Below are 20,396 nucleotides of genomic sequence, written 5' to 3' on the forward strand. Positions count from 1 at the left end.
AGCTTATGCGGATGAGTGTCCGTCTGAGGACTTTTCCCAGTTCCTGCCGGCGTTCTCTGCGAATGCTGAAATTCAGCAGCGGTTGACTGCGATGACGGTGAAGTCGCTGGTTTTGAAACCTGCTGGGGAGAGCGGAAATTTTGAGCCGCAAACGACGGGAGTCAAAAGCTCGACATTGGCCTTTCCACTGATGGCACCCGTAGCCACAGGTAAGACAGAAGGTGTCGAAGTCGAAGCCGTTGACGACAGTCACTTCAACGTTGTTGATAAGCGTGCAGGTAACAGCAACATCAAGATCTTTAACTTTTCTCACCAGGCGTGTTGGGTTTTGGAAGGTGTTGAGGATTGGTCGATTAGTGAGAAAGACCTTGTTGTATCGGGTTCTCCGACCATGAGTACGGCCGAGAGCATTTGCTATCAACGCGCGCGGAGTTTCGAAGGTCTAGGTGGACTGGAAAAGTATTATCTGACAGGAGAGTTTTTCGAGGCCGCGTTGGAAAACTATGTTTGCGCCGCTGCTTCGGGGGATCCTCAGGCGAGTTTGGATGCTGCAAGTTTGAGCCTCTCTGGCATGGCACCACAGTTGGAATCAGCCAAGGTTGAGTCGCTTTTCAAAGCTGCGGCAACAACCCTCGCGGATGGCGCAGCTTCTCTATCGACATTTTATTGTTACGGAAACAACCCATCCGCAGAAGGTGCTTGCCAACACCCCGATGAGGCCGAAAAAGAACTTATTCGTTCTGCCTCAATGGGGTCGACGGATGCAATGAACTATTTAGGTTACTCCTTCGAAACGGGAGGGCTAGTAACCCGGGATTTATCAAGAGCACTGGCCTGCTATCGCTTGGCAGCGGATAACGGTAATGAAACTGCCCTGAAAAATTTTAATCGATTGAAAGCGCAATCAGCTGAAGACAGCAGCTATTGCTACTAATTTGCAGGAAGCAGAAATGACTGAACCACTTGATTTAAAAAGTAACTACACCGGTGGCGATTACGTTTATAAAATGGGCGGCGATGGTTTTCAAACGAACGCCGCCGGTAAGAAAAAGATTGACTGTTCTCATATGGTTAATCTGTTGCTGACAGGCGCTGGATATAATATTCCGTATGAAGACACCCGTAACATGGATACTTCCAGTTACTACACAACGATTGAGCCACAGAGCGTAAAGCGAGGTGACATCGCCTTATGGATAAATGCCACTCCTAACAAACCAGGTGATCCGATTTTTCATACAGGGATTATCGAGGACTACAACCCCGCTACAGAAGTTGGGCATATATTTGGTGCTCAAAATAGTACAGGGCCAGCGATAACAATATTTGGTCCCAAACCACCCAGTCACTATTGGCCGAAAGCTACAAAATTCTTAAGAGCAAAGGAAAGTTTTCGAACAGGTACAAGCCCTGCACCTGCACCTGCTCCATCTGCAGCGATGCCGTTATTAAATTTTCAATATCCATTTCGAAAAGCAGACGGTAAACAGTTTTCTGATGCGGAAGAAGTATATAAGGTACTTGAGAATGAAACATCCGGGCATTATTTGTTGGGGAGTAACAAGTTCTGGCACGGTGGGATTCACATCAGCAATGCCAGCGCACCTCAATGTATTTTGAACGAACCGATTCGTTGTATGGCTGATGGTGAAGTCGTGGCCTATCGCCTTAACGAAGATTATCTAGAATCTACGTTCGGCGAAAATGAGAAAAAACTGCAGTATTCCAACTCGTTTTGTTTGGTGCGACATGAGTACAAATCTGCGCCAAACCCAGAAGAAGGACCGAATAAAGGCAAGCAAAACAAGCTGAATTTCTACAGCTTGTACATGCACCTTCTGCCCTTCAAGCGTTATCCGCTGACTGAGGAAGAAACTCCGAAGCCTCAAGTGACCATGAAGGTAAGTGACTTCAACGCTTACGACGATTTCCCTGAATCCAGTAGCGTTCAGAACGTTGGCAAGCTCGTTGCGGGGACCAAACTTGAAATACTGGATCAAAAGGCCCTAGGCAACGTTACCTATGCGAAAGGGAAAATTCTTTCAGGTAGCGTTAAAAAGAGCGGTCACAAAGTTCGCGAGGCTGGAAAGGAGATCTGGTTCGCATACTTGAAAGACGGAGAGCCCTACAAAAACTCCAAACCCGCACGTATATGGCTGGCAGACCCGATCCCGGAGCGTTTAAAGCCAAAATATTGGCAAGGTAAGGTGAAAGGAACCGCGTTGACAAGATTGGATCTTTATCAGGGTCCTATCTCTGCCCAAAATGGGCAGAATGCCGGTGATAAGATTGGCTCGCTGCAACTTAACCCTCAAAGTTCGGTTGAATTTGAAAGCAAAGAGGTACTGAACCTCAATGTTGCAGGGACAATTCGTCGAATGGCGAAATGTACGAGCAGCGGTAGCTTGGCTGGGGATGGAAGCCTTCCTCCCAGCTTCTGGGCGATTGTGGAAAACGACTACGTTGCTTGGGATGTAATCCCGAGTAGCTTCAATTCTGTAGAACCCGCCAGTACCGGAATCAAGGCGGGAGATCCGATCGGTTATCTGGGATTGACTGAAAACCTGACCGGCGAAGATGGCGGTGTAGCAAGTAAGTATCAAGTACACGTCGAGATATTTACCGCCGAAGCCGATGTAAAAGACTTCCTCAAGAATACGGTTGGGCTGAAGATCGGCAAGCAATACCTGTATTTGCCGGTCGGAGGTGAGCTGAAGAAAAAAGCACCTGCGACCGACAGTACGGTGCTGAAAACGGAACATGCGGTTGATTTGAACAAGACGCCGGTCATCAAAGTGGGCGCCGACGATTACTACGATGTGACCGTTACCGACAATGCTCAGGCCGTCAATGGTCTGGTCAAGAAAGCCGGTGCACAAATCATCACTCAGCATGATTGGGAAAAGCTGGGGTTTCAGATCGTCGAAGAAACCAATGCGACAGCGGACGGGTTTCTCGATCCAGAAGATATGCCTACGTTCTTTCAGGATCTGTTTGCGAAGATCGATAAAGACCAGAGCGGGGACGTCGATCCGACCGAGTTGGCCGAGGCTTTGAAAAAACCTAATACGCGCTCGCAGTGGTCCAGGCTGGTGGCCCATCATCCGACTGAGTGGAAAGAAAAAGCAGATGCTCAAAAGTGGAGCAGACTTGATCAGCTATTGGAAAATTCTCCGAAAACGCTGAAACACGAAAAAGAAAGAATCACGAAATACGTGTTTTGGGAAGACCTAATTGGGAAGGCTGTCGTAGATACAGATCTGGTTTGGCATTTCCATCCTATAGAAATGTTGAGTAATTTCATGAGCCGGTCGCAGCTCATAGATGTTGAGCGATTTGTAGCGATGTACGCTGAACAGCATGCGTCATTTCAACCAAATGTTCCTGCTTTCACTCCAAACTCAAGAGTTAATTTGCAAAAAATTGCTGAGCATATAAATAAATATATAGATAAAACTAAAGAAGTATACACTATATATGAATGGTCTTATATGTTTGCGACTGCTCGTCATGAGGCTTATCAATTTATGATACCTGAATATTTTAGTGTGGCTCCAGAATATGGTGATGTTTCTTATTTTAATAAGTATGATCCTGTTCTTGCGAGCTCCGAAGAAGGCCGGCAAACAGCAATCGCGAATGGCAATACAGTACAAGGCGATGGTTTTAAGTATCGCGGTCGAGGCCTTGTTCATTTGACATGGAAGAAAAACTATCAAAAGGCTAAGGATCATTTCGGTATTGACTTTGTGAATAGGCCTGATGAGGCTGCGGGATTCGAAAATTCGATACCGATCATGATATGGGGTATGAAGGAAGGGATTTTTACCGGCAAAAAGCTCAGTGATTATGTTAATAATTCAACTAAAGATTATGAGGGTGCTCGCAAGGTTATCAATGGGTCTGACCGAAAAGAACTTATTGCAAGTTATGCTGTTAAATTTGAATCAATTTTAAGAGCGACTTCTTCTGCTCCGGAGACGAAATAGTATGAAGTTAAGGTTTCAAGCTGTTTTAATGTTTTCAGTTGTCATGGTCTCTGGTATTTCTGTGGCTGGCCAAAATGACGTTTATTTAGCGAATGCGAAGACTAAAAGTTTAAGCGTGACTTGGGCAGGCGGGAGTCGGACGATCGAGAACGTTGTTGGTAGTGAAGGAGAAACAACCAGAGAACTAGTCGACTTTAATGGGGGGAAAGCCCTACATTATGAAAATTTGGCGTCTCGCTCAACATTTGAAGCTTATTTTACACTGATGAGAAATGCCAAGGACGTCTTCATAGATTGCATTTATGCAAATGTACGTAATGAGCAGAACGGAATTCTTATTAACAAGGCAGTATGTGGACTAAATCGACCTCTTGCAGAGGAGTATGATGAGGCGATTTACGAATTTTCAGATGAGTGGAAAAGTTCCACCGATAATATAGCTATCGAACCTTTGTTGAGAGCGCCTCCGTTGCCACTGGAGGTTAGTGAGTCAACACTGGGTGAGGCAAAGTTGTCGAGAATATATAACTCAAAAGATAATTTGAGTATTTCAGCGCCGGAAGCTGTAATTGAAAAGGGGACTGGAAGGCATTCATTTGGCTCAAGCCAAGTTTTTTCTGTTTATAAAGTTGGTGATTTGGCTCGCCCAATCTATTTCGATGTTTCTTCCGGCGCATTGGGAGGGGGGTTTACTAGGTACGATCAAGTTGCTATAGATAAGTTATTCTAATCTAAGGGTCGGATTTATACTTTAAGCTAGACGGTTTTGATCTTGGTGCGATGCTTAAAGATAAATGTGAAATGGGGGCAGACCACGTTTTAAAAATGATCCGAAAAACGTGGTCTGTCCCCATTTTTACAGATAATTGGTGGAAACATACAGCGTGGTGGGGGATTACCATCTCCGGGCCTACTGTTCCCGCAGCACAACAAGCTACTTTGCCAATTCAGAATGCTGCGACCATTGCACAGTTAGACGCACAATTCCGACCGCCAGTTATAGTTAACGCAGACCGTGTTAAAAACGAGCCATTCACATGTATTGACACTGCTGGTTGGTTTTGGGCAAAAAATAGAGTGCTGGAACTCGCTGACTCTAACAACATACCTAACGTAACACGGCGTATTCGAGGGGACCGTCCCGCTGTAGGTACTGCTTCGGTACCATGGCCGGCCGCAGCTAACTTTTCAGGTCGCGAAACATTAACAAATAAATTGCTACAGCATTTTTGAGGTGGTTCGGTAATGAGTAAAATGATCATGTTTTTTTTCTTGGTCTACAGCTGCTCAGTGCTATCTTCTCCTGTAGAACACAAGTTGTTGTGCGAGGCTTCTGATCAAGATTCTGGCTCTCAAGTAATTTTGCATCTCTCGTTTGATGGGGGAAGATTTTCTATTGAAAATCCTGAGCGTGGCTGCCGTTCTGAGTATGTTTATAGAGAGTCATCAAATGAGTCTGGAGTGTCATTTATATATTCTTACCCAACCATTGATGATATGGGGCTTAACGCTCAGATTATGATTTTTGCTACTTCGTCAAAGAGTGGCTCGGCTGATTATATTGGATCTATTCCGGCGGGCGCTTCCGAGTCGCAGGATGGAAGTTATAAAGATATTCAGCAGTCAGGAGACTCGATATACGAGACTATATACCGTATAGAGGATCGTGAGGTTCTGGCCTTGGCTCCAAGTAAAGAGTTGATTATTGGTGGTGATCAGTGTGTTTTCAAAGAAAAAACTGGTGGTGTTTGTCAGAAGATGAGAGGTAGCTTTAAAAAGCCGGTCTGTGTCTTTAACTACGGTGAGCGTAGAGTCCTTGCAGATGCAAAAGAATGCACGGAGATGAGTGAAAACCTTTAAGGCTGTGGTGGGTGGGAAATGGGGACAGACCACGGTTTTAGTAATTACCCGAAAACGTGGTCTGTCCCCTTTTTTTCTTGTCCCCTTTTTTTCCTCCCAGAATCCGGCGGTAAGTAGGAATATTGATACTTGGGGGGCGGCGCACGACGCGAATGAGCGGAAGGTTCTCGATTTGTATGGTAATAACAGAAGAATGACGAATCCATCTCTCCGTTATAATCACTTAAAGGCAGGGCTTTGAAAATGTTAAAGGCAAAATTTTTTATAGGTACGTGTCTAATTTTTTCAATTGGATCTTTTTGTAATGCCGCAGATTCGAGTTTGACGAGTGCCGATGGTGCGATGCTCAAGTTTTCTTCTTGGGATCAAGGTGCCGCTGTATGGAAGCGCGCTACCTTCTCCAAGATGAACGAAAGCTATGATTTATACGATAGTGGGAGCAAAGCTTCAGTTGGCGTAGGTATTAACTCTGATTCTCTTTCGCCCAGCAAAAAATATGCGTTGGTTCAGCGAACTGTATTTGGAGAGTTGAGCAATGGGCAAGAGGTGGTTGCCACCGAGAATAATTATTGCGATATGGTTTCAATGGATACTGGTTGCGTACTTTTGTCACGCTCCGCTGAAGCATGTTCTGGAAGTTGGAAAGGGGGAAATTGGTTGACTGATGGGGGAGAGGTGATTGTGCCGAACTTGGAAACGATTTCTCCTAACAACCTAATAAAGTCAGTGGAATCGATTAATAATGCTTCTGCGAAAGGACTTGCTGTAAAAGACCAACTATTCATGGGGGTCGAATCTTATATGAGTTGCTACCCAGCCAGTAAGAACGTCCAAGCCTTGAACAATGTCGGTTTCTATCTAGCACAAGCAGGTGATGATTCGTCCGCACTGAGGATTTATCGGGGAATCGAAGTAGTTGGTAAGCGGACTGTGCTGATGCTCAATATCGCGGACTCTTTGTGGAATTTGAAAGAAACTTCCGAGGCTGCGAAATATTACAAAAAATACTCTGACGCCATGATCGCGGAAGGTAAAGCCGGAAAAGTGCCTGCACGCGTTGCTGAACGGGCGAAATAGCGACGCGAGGGAGGTTTCGATCCTGGGTGGCATGGGCACCACCGAGGCGTATGTGCGGTGATTGGTAAAGGGGACGGATTTATTTGTTGCGCTCGACTGCTTTGAATTTAGTTGAGAGCGTAAATAGATCTGACCCGTTTGTCGGTTCTGACTCTATCTTCTGTCGCAGGCCCGTTCAGAATTGAACGGATCACTGATTTTTTACGGACGCCAAGGAATGCAGTTTTTCAGATTCAGCCTCATTTTTTTACTTTCAATACTGTCGCCTGTGGTCATGGCTGAAGGCACGATGATTGCCACCATCCTTCAGGCCGACTTTTCCAAGGATCCGGAAGTCCGGTTGCTTGTCAGAGTCGTCGATGTGGGTGGCGGTTCGGATACCCCTTCCATGGCGGTTCGTAATCAATGCCTGGAGAGGAAGGTGTCCGCAGAACGTCCTGGGCCGGATCCGTGCTTTTCGATAGAGATCACTGAGAGCAAAAAGCAACGGGCCATTGTTCGGCAAACGCTATTGAATGATCCTCAGCGCACAACCGACCCTATCTATTTGGAAATTGTTTATCGCTCGGAGGTCAGCGAGAGCGATCCGACGAATCACCATCAGCGATTCGCCACACTGAAGATCGAAGAAAACGGCCTCGACAATTGGAACAATGAAAGCGAACAGGCATTGGCGGACGTTGAGTGGTTTCCCTCGGGAAATGGTGTTCTTGATCTGATGGTTCCTGACGCGGATGCATTGTTGAACTCTGTATATCGGGATCGTATGAGTCGGCTGGACGAAAGCGGTCAGAAAGCACTGAGGGAAACTCAAAGAGCCTGGATGAAATTTCGAGATGCGGAGTGCCAGTCCGACCCGAAATCGAGTAAATCAGTTTTCGGTGAGTGGTCCGATGCCTGCCTGATTCGCGCGACGATAGAGCGTGCTCGCCATTTGGCTTTGGCACCGGACAAGAGCAGACGTTGAAACGGACAAGTCGGAGCATTGGGGCGAAAGCGTCGACTTGGATGAGCATGAACAAAATTATCTTCTCTTTTTTGCGCTATTTCCTTTACGTGTGAAAGGGGACGGATTTATTTGTTGCGCCAAAATTCTTTGATTTTGAGGCGCAGCGTAAACGTATCCGTTTCGATGGTGGGAAAATTTCTTTGAAGGCTGATTCAATGAAAAATTTACATTCGCTCCCCTGCTTTTTATCGTTAACCTTTTTGCTATTCAGTTCTGCCGCATTTTCTGCGAGTTTCGACTGTCGCAAAGCTTCGACGGAAGTAGAAAGAAAAATTTGTAGTTCTCCTTCTTTGTCCGCAATGGACGAAAAACTCAGTGAGGTCTTCAAACCGATAAAACATCGGCGGGCCTTGCAAATAATCGAAAGTGACTGGCTTGAGTCAGAGCGTAATTCCTGTGAGTCAGTGGAGTGTTTAGAGGGCGCTTATATTCAGCAGATAAACTTTCTCACACCGGTTTCTATCGCGCCTAGGCCGGAACAGAAAGATATTAAGTTAATGTTGGGTGATAAACCCTACACACAGTTTGAGCGCTCATGGAAGGTCATTGATTTAGCAGGGCTTCCCAATGAAAAAGGGGCTGTCGAACGATTTTTGATCTCAGCTGAAACAATTTCAGGCATGTTGCATGTCATCGTGTTTGAGGGGCATTTTGATGCGGCGATGATTGCGTACCGGGGTACTCTATATGAGTACGTTGATCGCAACGACAGGCCGGTATTGCACACGATTGCGAAAAATATCGGTTTTGATGGTGCTCTGAGTTTGGGTTCAAACGACGAAGGGAAAAGGTTTGCGGGAATCTTTGATGGGGCGTTTTACTATCGACAGCAGCTCTCTAAGAATCAGCTGCGGGGGATGGTTTATAAGCTCGGTTCAAAATCTCCGCCAGTGGAAAGCAGTTTGCTGTTCCAGCAGTGGCCAAATACTGATGAAAATGCTGTTAGTGGTTTGACATTCGGCTGGGGTGGTGAGTATGGAAAATTGCAAGCGTACTACTCGCACACCTCAGGGTATGAAACGATAGCGCAGGCTGGTCGGCCCGAGGCCGGTTGGAATATATATGCTCCGATTTGGAGCAAGTCACGGCCGACGTTTTATTTCAAGAATGGTGATGAAACTATTTGGCGTGCCAATGTAGCGGATAAGACGTTAACAAAAATTGCGAAGGCTAGTGATGAAGGAATGATCCAGAATCCTACCCCTGTCGATATTAATGGGCGCGAAGCAGTCGTTTATCTGAATGGATCTACTCTGAAAATGGCTATCTCCCTTGAAGAATAAGCACGACTTAAAAATACACTTTCGCAAAATATTGTTGGAATTTGCCTTGAGTAAATATCTTATTCCGGTGCTGCCCGCCGTGCTGATTGGTGGTTTATCTCTGTTGGGGGGGCATGCATTTGCTGACGATGCATGTGCCAATATCAATACGAACTCGCAGAGTGAAAGATGTTCTGTGAGTGCCAAGGCTGCAGCAGATACGCAGTTGAATACCAGTTATCAAGAACTGATGGTTCGGCTCGAGGGTGGGTACCAAACTGATCCAGTTCTTGCTGCGAACCAAAAGGCAACGGTTCAGGAGGCTCAACGCGCCTGGATCAAGCTGCGCGATACCGATTGTCTGGTCGATGCGTTGGAGACGAAACCGGGCTCTTCGGCGCATGTGGCAGCGGTGAACAATTGCATCGCCAGTATGAGTCGTGACCGTTCAGTGTTTTTGGACAATATCGCGTCCGATACCGGGAGTGGCCCGACAATTGGACGTGGCTCGTGCCCTACGCAAGACTTTGCACAGTTTCTTCCAGCATTCTCCGCTAATGTCGAATCGCAGAAGCGACTAACTGCGCAGGCCGTGAAGCTATTGGTGTTGAAGGGGACGTCGGATATAGGACGGATAGTGACTCACGTCACTGCAGTGGTGGGGCGCGACATGGCGTTTCCCTTAATGGCTGCGGTGCCAGATGGGAAAGTCGAAGGAATAGAGATCGAGAAGGTGGATGACCGCCACGTTAACGTTGTGGATAAACGCGCCGGCAACAGCAATATCAAGATTTTCAACTTTTCGCGGAAGTCCTGCTGGACGCTTGATGGGGTTGAGGACTGGTCGATTCCTGATAAAGAGCTTTCTGTAGCCAGTACGCGGAAAATGAGTCGTGCGGAGAATTTCTGTTGGCAGCGCGGACAAGGATTTGCTGGCTTGGGCGGCCTTGAGCAATACCGACTGACAGGAGAACTTTTTGAGGCAACTTTGGAAAATTACCTGTGCGCGGCCGCTTCAGGTGATCCTATATCTAGTTCGGCTGCGGCCGGGCTGAGTCTGTCGGGTATGGCCCCGCAATTGGAATACGGCAAAGTTGAGGCTCTTTTCAAAGCAGCAGCCGTTGATTCGCCGAGCGGTGCTGAGTCGTTGGCTGGCTTCTATTGTTTTGGCAATGAATTGGCCGGTTCAGGACCCTGCCAGCGCCCGCTGGACGTTGAAAAAGAGTTGATTCGTGCTACCACCATGGGATCAACGCACGCATTCGTTTCGTTAGGCGATTATTGGAAAAGCGGCGATCTAGGAAAGAAAGATACTCCTCGCGCCTTGGCCTGTTATCAGCTTGCTGCCGACAAAGGTAACGACTCGGGCATCAATGCGATTAAGCGACTTCAGTCCGAAGTGGCCGAACCGATAGTGGCCAGCAGCTGCTTTTAGTGCGGTTAAGTGAAGAAGGGCGTTTATAGCGCCCGACGCCTTTTCACCTCGATGTGATCAAACGCGTTCCGCCACCATGGCTAACGCGTTTTCATATGCGCTGAGCCAGAATCCGCAGCGCTTGAACGTTTAATACTTGAGCATCTGACGACCGCGATTTTCCTTTAAACTCCCCACCCCCAAGGAATGCGCTCAGGACACGGAATGCCAGCCCCCTCGAACTCCCTTCGCCCCGCGTTAGTGCTCTGGCTATACGCCGCCGCAATCGTGCACATTCTCGCCGGTCTCACCCTGACCTGGGCCGGGCATTCCGGTTTACTCGACGGCTATCTTGAAGTTCTCGAACTCGCATTCTGGGGCGCCGATGCGGTACCTGCGGCCGGCCACGAACAACAAGTCTGGTGGCTCGCGCTGTTCGGCGCGACGCTGCAAAGTTATGCGCTGTACATGCTCGCGCTGGTGCACTTGGGCAGTCGCTTGAAAGCACCGGCAGTGTGGGGATGGTTGATCGCCGGCATTCTGTTATGGGCGCCGCAGGACATGTGGCTCTCAGCGCAACAACAGGTCTGGTCGCACCTGTGGCTCGACGGTTTTGCGTTGCTGGTGTTGTTGCCGCCGCTGTTCTGGTTGTATCGGCATGACCGCCGAAAATCCCCTTCAGTAAAGGCACCGAGCCAATCCAACCCGTTTGCCGGTGGCGCTTTCAAACGCGTGCTGATCACCGGCGGCACCGGGTTTATCGGTGAAGCCTTGGTCAACCAACTGCTCGACGCCGGCCACTCGGTCAGCGTACTGACGCGCGATCCGTTGAGCGCGGCCAATCTATTCAACGGCCGCGTCCGCTGCGTGCATTCGCTCAGCGAACTCAGCCACGACAATTCCTTCGACGTAGTGATCAATCTCGCAGGCGCACCAGTCGCCGGCCCACGCTGGACTCCCAAGCGTCAGGCGCAACTGCTCGCCAGTCGAGTCGGCACCACCGAAGCGCTGATGACATGGCTGAAGAACACCAAGCACAAACCCACGCTATGGATTCAAGCCTCAGCCATCGGTTTCTACGGTGTGCGCGATGCCAGCGAAAGCCTCGATGAACACGCCAGCAAGGGCGACGGTTTCATGGCCGAACTCTGCGCACGTTGGGAAGCCGCCGCGCAACCGGCTACGGAATTTGGCGTGCGTCAGGTGGTGCTGCGCCTCGGCGTGGTCTTCGGCCCGGGCGGTGCGTTGACGCCGTTGCTGATTCCGTTTCGCCTGGGCTTCGGCGGACGCATGGGCGATGGTCGGCAGATCATGAGCTGGGTGCATCGCGACGATGTGCTTCAGGTGATCGCGCGGGCTTTCAACGACGACAGTCTGTGCGGCACCTACAACATGGTCGCGCCCGAAACGGTCAGTCAGGCAGCGTTCGCCGAACAGGCCGGCAAGGTCCTCAAGCGCCCGGTGTGGTTGCACATTCCCGCCGCGCCAGTGCGTGCATTGGCAGGGGAAATGGCTCAGCTGTTCTTCGACGGTCAGCGCGTGGTGCCCCAGCGTTTGACCGAGGCCGGTTACACGTTCCGCTACCCCACCCTCGACGCCGCTCTGCGCGATCTGACCTGAGTGCCGCTCATGAGCAAGCCCTTGATGTACCTGCTGGCCGGCAACGGCAGCGCCGCCGATTGGTGGGATGATGCGCTGCCGCACTTTCAGCGCTACGACGTGGTGCCGCTGGAGTTGCCGGGCTTCGGCGCCAATCCGCAGCCACCCTGCGAGGATCTCGCGGACTACGCGCAGACTTTGCTGGCGATGACGCAGCAGGGCAGCGCGATCATGGCGGTCGGGGTCAATGCCTTACTTGTATTGCATGCGTTGCAACGTCGACCCGGGCACTTTTCCCGCAGTGTTTTGCTGGCACCCGTCGGTGCGTTTCTGTGGCAGCGGCGGTTACCGGCACTGATGTCGCCGCTGCCGATCCGCAAGACCATCCACTGGCTGCTGTCGAACAAGCCCACGCTGTTCGCGCGCAAGTTTTCCAACCAGACCTGGACACCCGCGCAGTACCAGCGCATGGGCGCCGGCTATGCGCGCTGCCGTGCGTTTGTGCCGCATTGGGATCTGATCCGCGCCGATACCGCGTTGCCACTGCTGGAGTGGATCACCGATCCGGTCGAGTTGGTCTGGGGCGATCAAGATGCGGTGCTCGGCATCGAGCAAGCGGCGGCATGGTCGGCGATTCTCGCCCGCGCTGATCTGACCATCAACCTGAAACCCGGTTGGGGTCATTACCCGTGGATCGACTCGCCCGCGCAGTTCGCGCAGTGGCTGGAGTCGGGCGAGCGCGGGTTTGTTGCGCACACCAAGGGCGGTCGTTTGCGCTTGGCTGAGCTGGCCCGGCAACCGGTGCCGGCGGCACTGACGCTGAACGATTGCGACGATCCGCGTCTGTCGGCTTTCCTCGCCAGCCAACCGCAGGCGACCTGGGCGGTGCGCTCCTCCAGTTACGGCGAGGATCAGGCAGATTCGGCGAATGCCGGTTTGAGCATGACCTATCTGCGCGAGCCGACCGCCAATGTGCCGAAACGCATTGCCGAACTGACGGCCGAGGGCGTCGAGGAAGTGGTGGTGCAGCGCTTCATCACGCCGGTAGTGTCCGGGATCGCGTTCGTGCGACATCTCTCGGTAGAACTGGAATGGGTTGAAGGCCATCTCGAATCGCTGGCCGACGGTCAAGTCAGCCCCTCGCGGGCAACGCTTTCGCGGCTCGGCGATGCGTGGCGCAGTGGCACGTTCACGCCGTCCCACGGCTTGACCGAAGACCTGCTGTGGCGCTTTCTGCAAGACGTGTTGCGCGTGTTCCACTACGTGCCCGGCGACGTCGAATGGGCCTGGGATGGCTCGCAACTGTGGCTGCTGCAATACCGGCCGATCAGCGACTACGGCTGGCGCCGCCACCTGACCGCCGCCAACATCGCCGAGATCCTGCCGCCGCAACCGAGCGTGCTGGTGGAATACGCCCAACGCCGCGCGGCAGCGAGTATCCCGGCGATCATGGCGCGCTGGGATGCTCGAGTGTTGCAGGACAATGAGCCGTTCACCGCCGTGTTCGGCGGCGCGTCCTACATCAACAATGACCTGTTCCTCGCAAGGCTGGCCGACTGGGGCATTAGCGCGAGTAACTACGCTGGTGAAGTCGGCGGCGCAACGCCGCATCTGCCGTGGCAACCGCTGAAGATGCTGCGTTCGTTGCCGCTGTTTTTGCGCATGCAACGCAAGGCTCGCGGCCATTTACTGAATCTTGAAAACGGCTTACAGCGCTTCGATCGGGAGCTGGCCGAACTCATCGCCCAAGCTGCCGATGGCCAGCAACTCGCGGACTGGTTCACCCGGTTTTACGTGTTCGTGGTGCAAGGCAATCTGTGCATCGCCACGGCACTGGCCAGCAGCGGCGGCGATTGGCTGGGGCGCCCGCCGACGGCTTACGACAATCTGGAAAACAGTCCGCATCGACTGCCATGGGAAACCGATCCGGCTACGCCTCGACCCGCGTCTAGCGAACTGCCGCTACAACCATTCCCGCAATGGTCAGGGCTGATCCGCCTCGCTCATTCCACCGGCATGCCGGGTCTGCGCGGCTACTACCTGCAAGTGCGCGAGTGGTATCGCGACAACCTCATGCGAATCTTCTTTCGTCTGCACCACGCCATGCCGCTGGCGGATCGCGAGCACTGGTTTGCACCGCATCCCGACGTTCGCACCCGAGACGGCAGCTTCTGGCAGGACGGTCGCGAAGGTGCGGAGCAGGCGACCGGGTTCATGATTTATCCGGGGCAGGTGCAAGGCATCCTCGGCGCCGACATCTTGCTCGAAGACACCCTCGATCCGGGGCGGCACGCGCATTACCAAACCGCGCGGGCGGTGATTGCGCGGATGGGCGGGAGGTTGTCGCATGGCTCGACGTTGTTGCGGGAGCTGCGCAAGCCGTCGGCGGTGATACCGCAGGTGGATCAGGCGTGGTTGGGGTGTGAGGTGTTGTATCGGGATGGTGAGTTGGAATTGATCAATTCGAAGGATGCGAAGTGAAACTACGATACCTCCGCGAATTGATCTTTGGTCTGGTCGCGTTTTTACAGGTGGATTATGTGACTGCCTCAGGTCCTGTATTGGTCGGTAACGAGCCCGGCCAGTCGCCGATTGCGCAAGGCCCGACCGAGACAGTTGTAGACATGGGTTCGTGTCGGTTCTCCATGCCGCTGCTGCAGAACCAATGGCTGAAGTTCGACGATTTCTATTCGGTATTTATCGCAGCCAAACAACTGCCCAAACCGTCCAGCGCCCCCAGCTTGTGGCAAGCGCAAACGTCGAGTGGTGCCGACTGGCACTTCGAGAAACACGGTGACCTGAGCCAGCCGTGGTTTGGTTTGATGTGTGAAAACTCGGAGTACTTTTCGCTTCTCACCGACTGGAAACCCCCGGTAGACGATGCATTTGCGGTGCAAGTCCTGCGTGACGACAACGACCGCAGGTGCCCGGCGACCCTTACCGATCAGGGCTGGGTGCCCAATTCGCTGGCCGGTCGTGCGAACACCTACACCTTTGAGCAATGGGGCGAGGAGAACTCTTCGGGATTCATTTTCGGTTTCCACGACAAGTCACGACGGCAAATTACCCGCATCGCTTTTTGCTTGCTGCGAGGTAAAGCCGTGCTGATCGGCTCGGCGGAATCGGGCTCATCCGCCTCGTTGGCGATCAGCAACGAAGGATTCGAGCAAATCAAGAAAGCGGTGCGCGGCATTGTCTTCGAATGAACACACCCACAATGACTTGCGTCGATGGAGTTACAGCGTGAAAGGATTTTTGGTTCTTCTCGGCAGCTTGATATTGGCTGCTGCGTCCATGGCATTCGCTGCCGATCCAGCCTTCAAGGATTACACCGTCACGCCAGTTTTCACCGGTCCCAATCATAAATTGGTACCCCAAGAAAACAGCAGTCCAATGATGGATCAGGCGCGGGCACAAGCTCTGAAAGGCAAGGTCAACTTCGCCGGCCATTACATCCTGCACAGGCTCGGTTGTGGCGGTAGCGCGATTTGCGGCGAAGTGCTGGACGCTCAGACTGGGGAAGTGGTTGGCGGTCTGCCGAATGCTTACGACGGAAGTACGTTCGGCATGGTTTACCAGCCCGACAGCCGCTTGATCATCGTCTCCGGCATCACGCTCGACGGTGAAGAGGACGTCCAAGGGAACGCGTTGGATAGCGGTAACCGGGATCGTTACTACGAGTTTGTGAACAATGAGTTTCGGCTGCTGAGCATGACCGACGTGGAATCGTCGCCGATGGATGAGGAGTGAGTGGATGAACTGGTTTTTCATTCGGCCTGTGCTGATTGCGCTTTCGCTTTTACCTCATTCACTGCCCGCGACTGCCAGTGAAGGGAGTTGCTACGGCTACCTTACTGAGCTTGTCAGGAGCAGCGATTTTCCGTTTCGTTATGTCGGCAAGGACAAGGTCAACCTGCTGATCGACGAGGACGACGGCGAAGTGGTGCGCGCTCAGCTGTTTTTCGACACCGACGGCACCGGAACAATCGGCTGGATCAAATACACCCCGGCTACTCACGAATTGCTCAACACCTCGGCCGAGCTGGATGAACCGGTGGCGTTGTCATTCGACGCTAAGTTTGCGGACGGCTATGTAAAGTGCCTGACAAAACAAAAGGCCAGCTAACGGCGAAAAGGATTTCTCAATGAATCAGCTTTTGTTTTCCGGGTGCCTGGCATGGTTGTTCTCTTCCCCAGCCTTCGCCGCGCCGACGGATGCTTACACCCAACGCGATGTCATGCAGTGCGGCGGTGTTGAAGTGGTGTTGGTGTCGTCCTGCCGATCGGTGACGGTGGATGGTGCGCAAACCCACGTCATCCCGGTTTGCTCTGACCAAACCATCAACATCGGCGGCAAAGTGCTTCGTCGCGATATCAGCAAAGTTTCACAACTCACTTCCGACGGTGCGAAGACGAAGATGTTGAGCAATGTTGTTGTGGCGATGGATTGCGTGGAAGGCACCCAGGGCAGTCTTGTTTCGATAGGCGGATATGGCGGTTGTGGTTCTTGCCCAGAGTGGCACGGGTATTACTCGACATCAGGGCGATTGGAGCAATACAGCTTCGATAATAACCAACGCTCTTTTGGCTCGAAGGGATCTCGGGAGGAGCTTATCAAGGCCTATGGCGTTACGAAGAGACAGTTAATGTCAGAAAGCCCGGCGGTGAAGAGGATCGTCTATGGCCAGCCTTAAGTGGGTGTTGATGATCAACTGCCTTCTTGCCGCCACAAGTGCCCTTGCCGAGGACCCGCCCATAGTCGGTATCGACGCACACACGGTTACGTTTCGAGCGACAAAGTGGACTATGCCCGGCGTTGAGTCGGCGACCGCATGGTTCACCGCCAACGGCAAAACCTTCCCGCTTTTCGGCGCCGACATTGGCGCCGATGGGCATTCCAATATGCTCAGTCCTGACAAGAAAACTCTGCTGCTCGATCCAGTGATCTTCGGGATGTTGTCGCTCGAGAATGGTGAAGAAAAACTGGAGTCGCAACAGCATTGCGTTGTGATCTCCATGGAGACCGGTTGCGTGCTCGCTGATCGTTGGGCCACTTTTTGTGTCGGTCAGTGGAAGGGCAATCAGTGGATTTCCGCAGACGGTGATGTGCTCACTCCTGCCCTGGAGACGAAGTCCCCAAAGGACTTGCTGAAATATGTTTCAAGAATGGAGCCGGCGCAATCCCGCGCAGAATCCATCGAATGGGGCCTGAACTTTTTAAGCCCCGAGTCCTACATGGCGTGCCATCCCCCGGCGCAAAATGTTCAGGCGTACAACGACCTAGGTTTTTATCTGGCCGAGGGCGGTAGAGATGAGCTGGCGCTGAAGTTTTATCGCGGCGTTGAGGCGGTCGGTAAACGCACGGTACTGATGTTGAACATTGCCGACTCGCTCTGGCGCCTTGATCGCAAAGATGAAGCGCAGCGCTATTACAGCCAGTACCGCGACGCGATGAGCGCCGTCGGCAAGGCGCAGAAAATACCTCAACGTGTAGTTGAGCGATCCGTCATTCAGGGAATGAAAAATTGAACATGTTTGCGCGTTTTATCGCGTTGTCCTTTGGATGCCTGTTTGCCTCCTGCGCGATGGCCGAGGACGACTGCAAAGAAATCACCGTGAGCGCCCAGGTCGATCGGTGCGTGGAGGCAGCCCGCAAGGAAGCCGACACGCAACTCAATGCCAGCTACAAGAAACTGCTGGGACGGTTTGAGGCTCAACAAACGCGTGACCCTGAGCAGGGTAAAGCGCTGGTCGCCATGGCCAGAGAATCCCAGCGCGCCTGGATCAAGCTACGCGACACCACATGCCCGCTTGAAGCCACGGAAATCGAGCCTGGGGTGGCAGCGCATGTCACGACGATCAACAACTGCGTGGCCAGAATGAGTCTGGAGCGTGCGGCTTATCTGGACACGATCGTCGCTGATGAGCCGGGTAATGTAGTTGATCTCAACAAGGTGTACCTGTCCGGCTCCCAGCGCTTCGGCGATGTCGTGGCACGTTATGTCAGCACCTTTGGCAGCCCATGCCTGACGGTCCAGATACTGGCGCCCAACGGCGGTTGGAGGGTGCTGTCCTCCAAGCGTTTTTGCAGGTTCGAGGGCAAGGCATTTTGGACGGACTATGCCGATGCCGGGTTTGAGGATCATGCGTTTGCCGAGGATGGGTTGCACGTGACGCTCAGTTTGACGGAGCTTCGTGGGCTCGGAGAGAAGCGCCTTGCCTGTGTGATACCGATTCAGAGCGAGCAAATCAAAGAGCTGAAGTGTGGCGCGCTTGAGCCTGGTGCATAACAGGCCCGAATAGTTTGCTGATACCCATGAACCGCTAAAGGAATGTTCGGTTTGAAATTTTCGTCTGCATTGTTTTCCGCGTTGCTCGTTTTCGTTCCTCTGGCGGCTCATAGCGAGGTCACGACCGAGGTTTTTTGCTTCCGCTCCTACGAAGGCAAACCCATAAATTTTGAATTCCGAACCTATTACGACTCTGTCGCCAAATGGAGCGGTGCTGGCGTCAAGTACAGCAAGTCGAAACAGGCTATTGGGCTGGTTCATCGCAGTACTGAACAAGAAGAGCTCGTGTATGGCCGGCCCTACCAGTACACGACAACTTGGGTTGAAGTAGTTGATGGCGCACTGACAGGTGAGTATCAGATGGTCACTCAGGGTGGCCGGGTTGATGCGATGACGTATACGAATTACAAGTCTGCAAAGAAGTATTCGTTTGAAAACGATTACAGCGTGGATGCGAAACCCGAAAAAGGTTGCGAGTGGTGAAGCAGGGAATATTCAGAAAGGGGACTTAACGTCCCCTTTGTTTATCCGCAAATCTCGCTACGGCTTGGCCGCCATGCTCTTCGCTTCAATGTGATCAAGCATCCCTTCCACCATCAATCGCACCCCGTCCGCCATTCTGCTCAGAGCCAGTGCCACTGAGCGGCGGGAGCCGGGGAGGTCGTCGGCGAGGTCGCAGGCGATGACGCTGATGGACAGCAGGTCTTCCGAGGCGTTGGCCATGAGAGCCTCGGCGTCGGTGCCAGGGGAGAGGCTGAAGAGGCCCGTTTCGCGTTTGGTATGTGGTTCGGTGGGCGGCTTGAAGTGATGGTCGAGGGCGCGCTCGGCAGCTTCGTGGAATTTCTTCGAGTTTGGGGATTCGTAGGGCGAGGTTGATTCAGTGCTGAATGTTTCATCGGTCATCGGTGTAAATCCTGAGCAGTTAATTGATTTCCCCGAGTTCGGACTTGCACATCCGGCCACCGATTTTGCGGCGACCCACAGAGCCTATCCACATCGCACCAACTCGCCTAGTTCATGGACAGCCCGGCACTTTGCAGGAAATTTCCCATAGATTCGCGGGCCGGAAGATCAAAAGATTGCAGGCTTCGCCAGCTCCTACAGGGAAGTGTTTCAACGGATGTAGGACGTTGCTTGCAGAATCGTGACTTGGTGGTCATCGTTCGGGAAATGACCAGCATCCTCTTCCAACAGCGGCAGATACTGGCGTTATCGTCCGAATCCCTTACACTCCCCCGGCCGTTCATTTTCCTTTTGAGGCTGTGCGCATGAAATTTCGTTTTCTTCTGTGGATGATGGGTTTGTTGATGGGTAAGGCCAGCCGGACAAATCCTGCGTTCCAGCAGCAGTTGGGTGACAAGGATCTGGTGTTTCAGCTGCAGACGCTGGACGGGAAAGTGGCGCGGCATTTCGTGGTGAAGAATCAGCGCATCACCAGCAAGTCCGGTGTGGTGGCGGAGCCGGCGTTTGCGATTGCGTTTAAAGATGCGGGTTATGGCTTTGCCACGATGCAAGCGAAGAACAAGCAACTGGCGTTTATGCAGGGGATTCAGGACAAGTCGATCCAGCTCAAGGGCAATCCGGCGCTGGTGATGTGGTTTCAGGGGTTGATGAAGTATTTGAAGCCGAGGAAGGCCAAGCCTAAGGCTTGAGTAGAAGGGCTTGAGTAGATGGGCTGTTGTGGCGAGGGGATTTATCCCCGATGGGCTGCGCAGCGGCCCCAAAACCTGAGACCTCGATATAACTGACACACACTGTTGGCTGGGTTTGCGACTGCTGCGCAGCCGGTCGGGGATAAATCCCCTCACCACAGGTTTTGTGTCAGACAGGTAAATTGGGTTGGATTCATCGCGGGCAAGCCCCCTCCCACAGGGATTGTGTTGATCTTGTGGGAGT

19 protein-coding genes are annotated in these 20,396 nt (G+C 52.3%); 18 read left to right on the forward strand and 1 reads right to left on the reverse strand.

The annotated features are described in order from the left end of the window. The 17 genes from DBR24_RS07835 to DBR24_RS07920 form a co-directional block, all read left to right on the forward strand. A partial coding sequence (locus DBR24_RS07835; RefSeq protein ID WP_256591333.1) for a tetratricopeptide repeat protein occupies window positions 1-934 on the forward strand: 934 nt, incomplete at its 5' end. A gap of 16 nt (window positions 935-950) precedes the next feature. Continuing rightward, entirely contained in the window at window positions 951-3,989 is a 3,039-nt protein-coding gene (locus DBR24_RS07840; protein ID WP_177490475.1) for a hypothetical protein, read from the forward strand. A 1-nt stretch (window position 3,990) separates the two neighbouring features. Beyond that, a complete protein-coding gene (locus DBR24_RS07845; RefSeq protein ID WP_128614422.1) occupies window positions 3,991-4,719 on the forward strand; it encodes a hypothetical protein in 729 nt (242 codons plus the stop codon). Between the two features lie 515 nt (window positions 4,720-5,234). Beyond that, window positions 5,235-5,849 (forward strand): hypothetical protein, encoded by a 615-nt coding sequence (locus DBR24_RS07850; protein WP_128614423.1) that lies wholly within the window; start codon window positions 5,235-5,237, stop codon window positions 5,847-5,849. Between the two features lie 237 nt (window positions 5,850-6,086). Then, window positions 6,087-6,926 carry a type IV pilus biogenesis/stability protein PilW gene (locus DBR24_RS07860; RefSeq protein WP_128614425.1) on the forward strand — a complete coding sequence of 280 codons (840 nt, stop codon included), beginning with the start codon at window positions 6,087-6,089 and terminating at the stop codon, window positions 6,924-6,926. Window positions 6,927-7,143: 217 nt separating this feature from the next. Continuing rightward, entirely contained in the window at window positions 7,144-7,893 is a 750-nt protein-coding gene (locus tag DBR24_RS07865) for a lysozyme inhibitor LprI family protein (protein WP_256591334.1), read from the forward strand. 197 nt (window positions 7,894-8,090) lie between these two features. Further along, entirely contained in the window at window positions 8,091-9,218 is a 1,128-nt protein-coding gene (locus DBR24_RS07870) for a lysozyme inhibitor LprI family protein (protein ID WP_128614426.1), read from the forward strand. 46 nt (window positions 9,219-9,264) lie between these two features. Beyond that, entirely contained in the window at window positions 9,265-10,632 is a 1,368-nt protein-coding gene (locus DBR24_RS07875; RefSeq protein WP_128614437.1) for a lysozyme inhibitor LprI family protein, read from the forward strand. A gap of 204 nt (window positions 10,633-10,836) precedes the next feature. Continuing rightward, window positions 10,837-12,231 carry a TIGR01777 family oxidoreductase gene (locus DBR24_RS07880; RefSeq protein WP_128614427.1) on the forward strand — a complete coding sequence of 465 codons (1,395 nt, stop codon included), beginning with the start codon at window positions 10,837-10,839 and terminating at the stop codon, window positions 12,229-12,231. Window positions 12,232-12,240: 9 nt separating this feature from the next. Further along, entirely contained in the window at window positions 12,241-14,691 is a 2,451-nt protein-coding gene (locus DBR24_RS07885; protein WP_128614428.1) for an alpha/beta fold hydrolase, read from the forward strand. 59 nt (window positions 14,692-14,750) lie between these two features. Then, window positions 14,751-15,416 (forward strand): hypothetical protein, encoded by a 666-nt coding sequence (locus DBR24_RS07890; protein ID WP_256591335.1) that lies wholly within the window; start codon window positions 14,751-14,753, stop codon window positions 15,414-15,416. An 88-nt stretch (window positions 15,417-15,504) separates the two neighbouring features. Then, a complete protein-coding gene (locus DBR24_RS07895; RefSeq protein ID WP_128614438.1) occupies window positions 15,505-15,960 on the forward strand; it encodes a hypothetical protein in 456 nt (151 codons plus the stop codon). 4 nt (window positions 15,961-15,964) lie between these two features. Beyond that, a complete protein-coding gene (locus DBR24_RS07900) occupies window positions 15,965-16,336 on the forward strand; it encodes a hypothetical protein (RefSeq protein ID WP_128614430.1) in 372 nt (123 codons plus the stop codon). Window positions 16,337-16,355: 19 nt separating this feature from the next. After that, window positions 16,356-16,904: a hypothetical protein gene (locus tag DBR24_RS07905; protein ID WP_128614431.1), complete on the forward strand. Its 549-nt coding sequence runs from the start codon at window positions 16,356-16,358 to the stop codon at window positions 16,902-16,904. After that, entirely contained in the window at window positions 16,891-17,739 is an 849-nt protein-coding gene (locus tag DBR24_RS07910) for a type IV pilus biogenesis/stability protein PilW (RefSeq protein ID WP_128614432.1), read from the forward strand. Before DBR24_RS07905 ends, DBR24_RS07910 begins: the two co-directional genes overlap by 14 nt. Before the next feature lie 2 nt (window positions 17,740-17,741). Then, window positions 17,742-18,500, forward strand: a complete 759-nt coding sequence (locus DBR24_RS07915) for a lysozyme inhibitor LprI family protein (protein ID WP_128614439.1) — start codon at window positions 17,742-17,744, stop codon at window positions 18,498-18,500. Window positions 18,501-18,542: 42 nt separating this feature from the next. Beyond that, a complete protein-coding gene (locus tag DBR24_RS07920; RefSeq protein ID WP_177490477.1) occupies window positions 18,543-18,983 on the forward strand; it encodes a hypothetical protein in 441 nt (146 codons plus the stop codon). A gap of 57 nt (window positions 18,984-19,040) precedes the next feature. Here the strand turns inward: DBR24_RS07920 and DBR24_RS07925 are convergent, their stop codons facing one another. Continuing rightward, window positions 19,041-19,403, reverse strand: coding sequence for a DUF6124 family protein (locus DBR24_RS07925; protein WP_128614434.1), 363 nt, complete (start codon window positions 19,401-19,403; stop codon window positions 19,041-19,043). Between the two features lie 365 nt (window positions 19,404-19,768). Here DBR24_RS07925 and DBR24_RS07930 point away from each other — a divergent pair, with 365 nt between their 5' ends. Beyond that, the gene (locus tag DBR24_RS07930; RefSeq protein WP_025112696.1) at window positions 19,769-20,152 is read left to right on the forward strand and encodes a helicase; all 384 of its coding nucleotides are present in this window, start codon (window positions 19,769-19,771) and stop codon (window positions 20,150-20,152) included. Window positions 20,153-20,396 lie beyond the last annotated feature (244 nt).

The sequence above is a fragment of the Pseudomonas sp. HMWF006 genome (assembly GCF_003061205.1).
GTDB lineage: Bacteria > Pseudomonadota > Gammaproteobacteria > Pseudomonadales > Pseudomonadaceae > Aquipseudomonas > Aquipseudomonas monsensis.

What these genes read in the sequence shown, in the direction of transcription:
- DBR24_RS07885 (WP_128614428.1), top strand. Translation starts at nt 12,241, where the DNA reads ATGAGCAAGCCCTTGATGTACCTGCTGGCCGGCAACGGCAGCGCCGCC.
- DBR24_RS07840 (WP_177490475.1), top strand. Translation starts at nt 951, where the DNA reads ATGACTGAACCACTTGATTTAAAAAGTAACTACACCGGTGGCGATTAC.
- DBR24_RS07905 (WP_128614431.1), top strand. Translation starts at nt 16,356, where the DNA reads ATGAATCAGCTTTTGTTTTCCGGGTGCCTGGCATGGTTGTTCTCTTCC.
- DBR24_RS07845 (WP_128614422.1), top strand. Translation starts at nt 3,991, where the DNA reads ATGAAGTTAAGGTTTCAAGCTGTTTTAATGTTTTCAGTTGTCATGGTC.
- DBR24_RS07900 (WP_128614430.1), top strand. Translation starts at nt 15,965, where the DNA reads ATGAACTGGTTTTTCATTCGGCCTGTGCTGATTGCGCTTTCGCTTTTA.
- DBR24_RS07865 (WP_256591334.1), top strand. Translation starts at nt 7,144, where the DNA reads ATGCAGTTTTTCAGATTCAGCCTCATTTTTTTACTTTCAATACTGTCG.
- DBR24_RS07870 (WP_128614426.1), top strand. Translation starts at nt 8,091, where the DNA reads ATGAAAAATTTACATTCGCTCCCCTGCTTTTTATCGTTAACCTTTTTG.
- DBR24_RS07930 (WP_025112696.1), top strand. Translation starts at nt 19,769, where the DNA reads ATGAAATTTCGTTTTCTTCTGTGGATGATGGGTTTGTTGATGGGTAAG.
- DBR24_RS07920 (WP_177490477.1), top strand. Translation starts at nt 18,543, where the DNA reads ATGTTCGGTTTGAAATTTTCGTCTGCATTGTTTTCCGCGTTGCTCGTT.
- DBR24_RS07895 (WP_128614438.1), top strand. Translation starts at nt 15,505, where the DNA reads ATGGCATTCGCTGCCGATCCAGCCTTCAAGGATTACACCGTCACGCCA.
- DBR24_RS07925 (WP_128614434.1), bottom strand. Translation starts at nt 19,403, where the DNA reads ATGACCGATGAAACATTCAGCACTGAATCAACCTCGCCCTACGAATCC.
- DBR24_RS07915 (WP_128614439.1), top strand. Translation starts at nt 17,742, where the DNA reads ATGTTTGCGCGTTTTATCGCGTTGTCCTTTGGATGCCTGTTTGCCTCC.
- DBR24_RS07850 (WP_128614423.1), top strand. Translation starts at nt 5,235, where the DNA reads ATGAGTAAAATGATCATGTTTTTTTTCTTGGTCTACAGCTGCTCAGTG.
- DBR24_RS07910 (WP_128614432.1), top strand. Translation starts at nt 16,891, where the DNA reads ATGGCCAGCCTTAAGTGGGTGTTGATGATCAACTGCCTTCTTGCCGCC.
- DBR24_RS07880 (WP_128614427.1), top strand. Translation starts at nt 10,837, where the DNA reads ATGCCAGCCCCCTCGAACTCCCTTCGCCCCGCGTTAGTGCTCTGGCTA.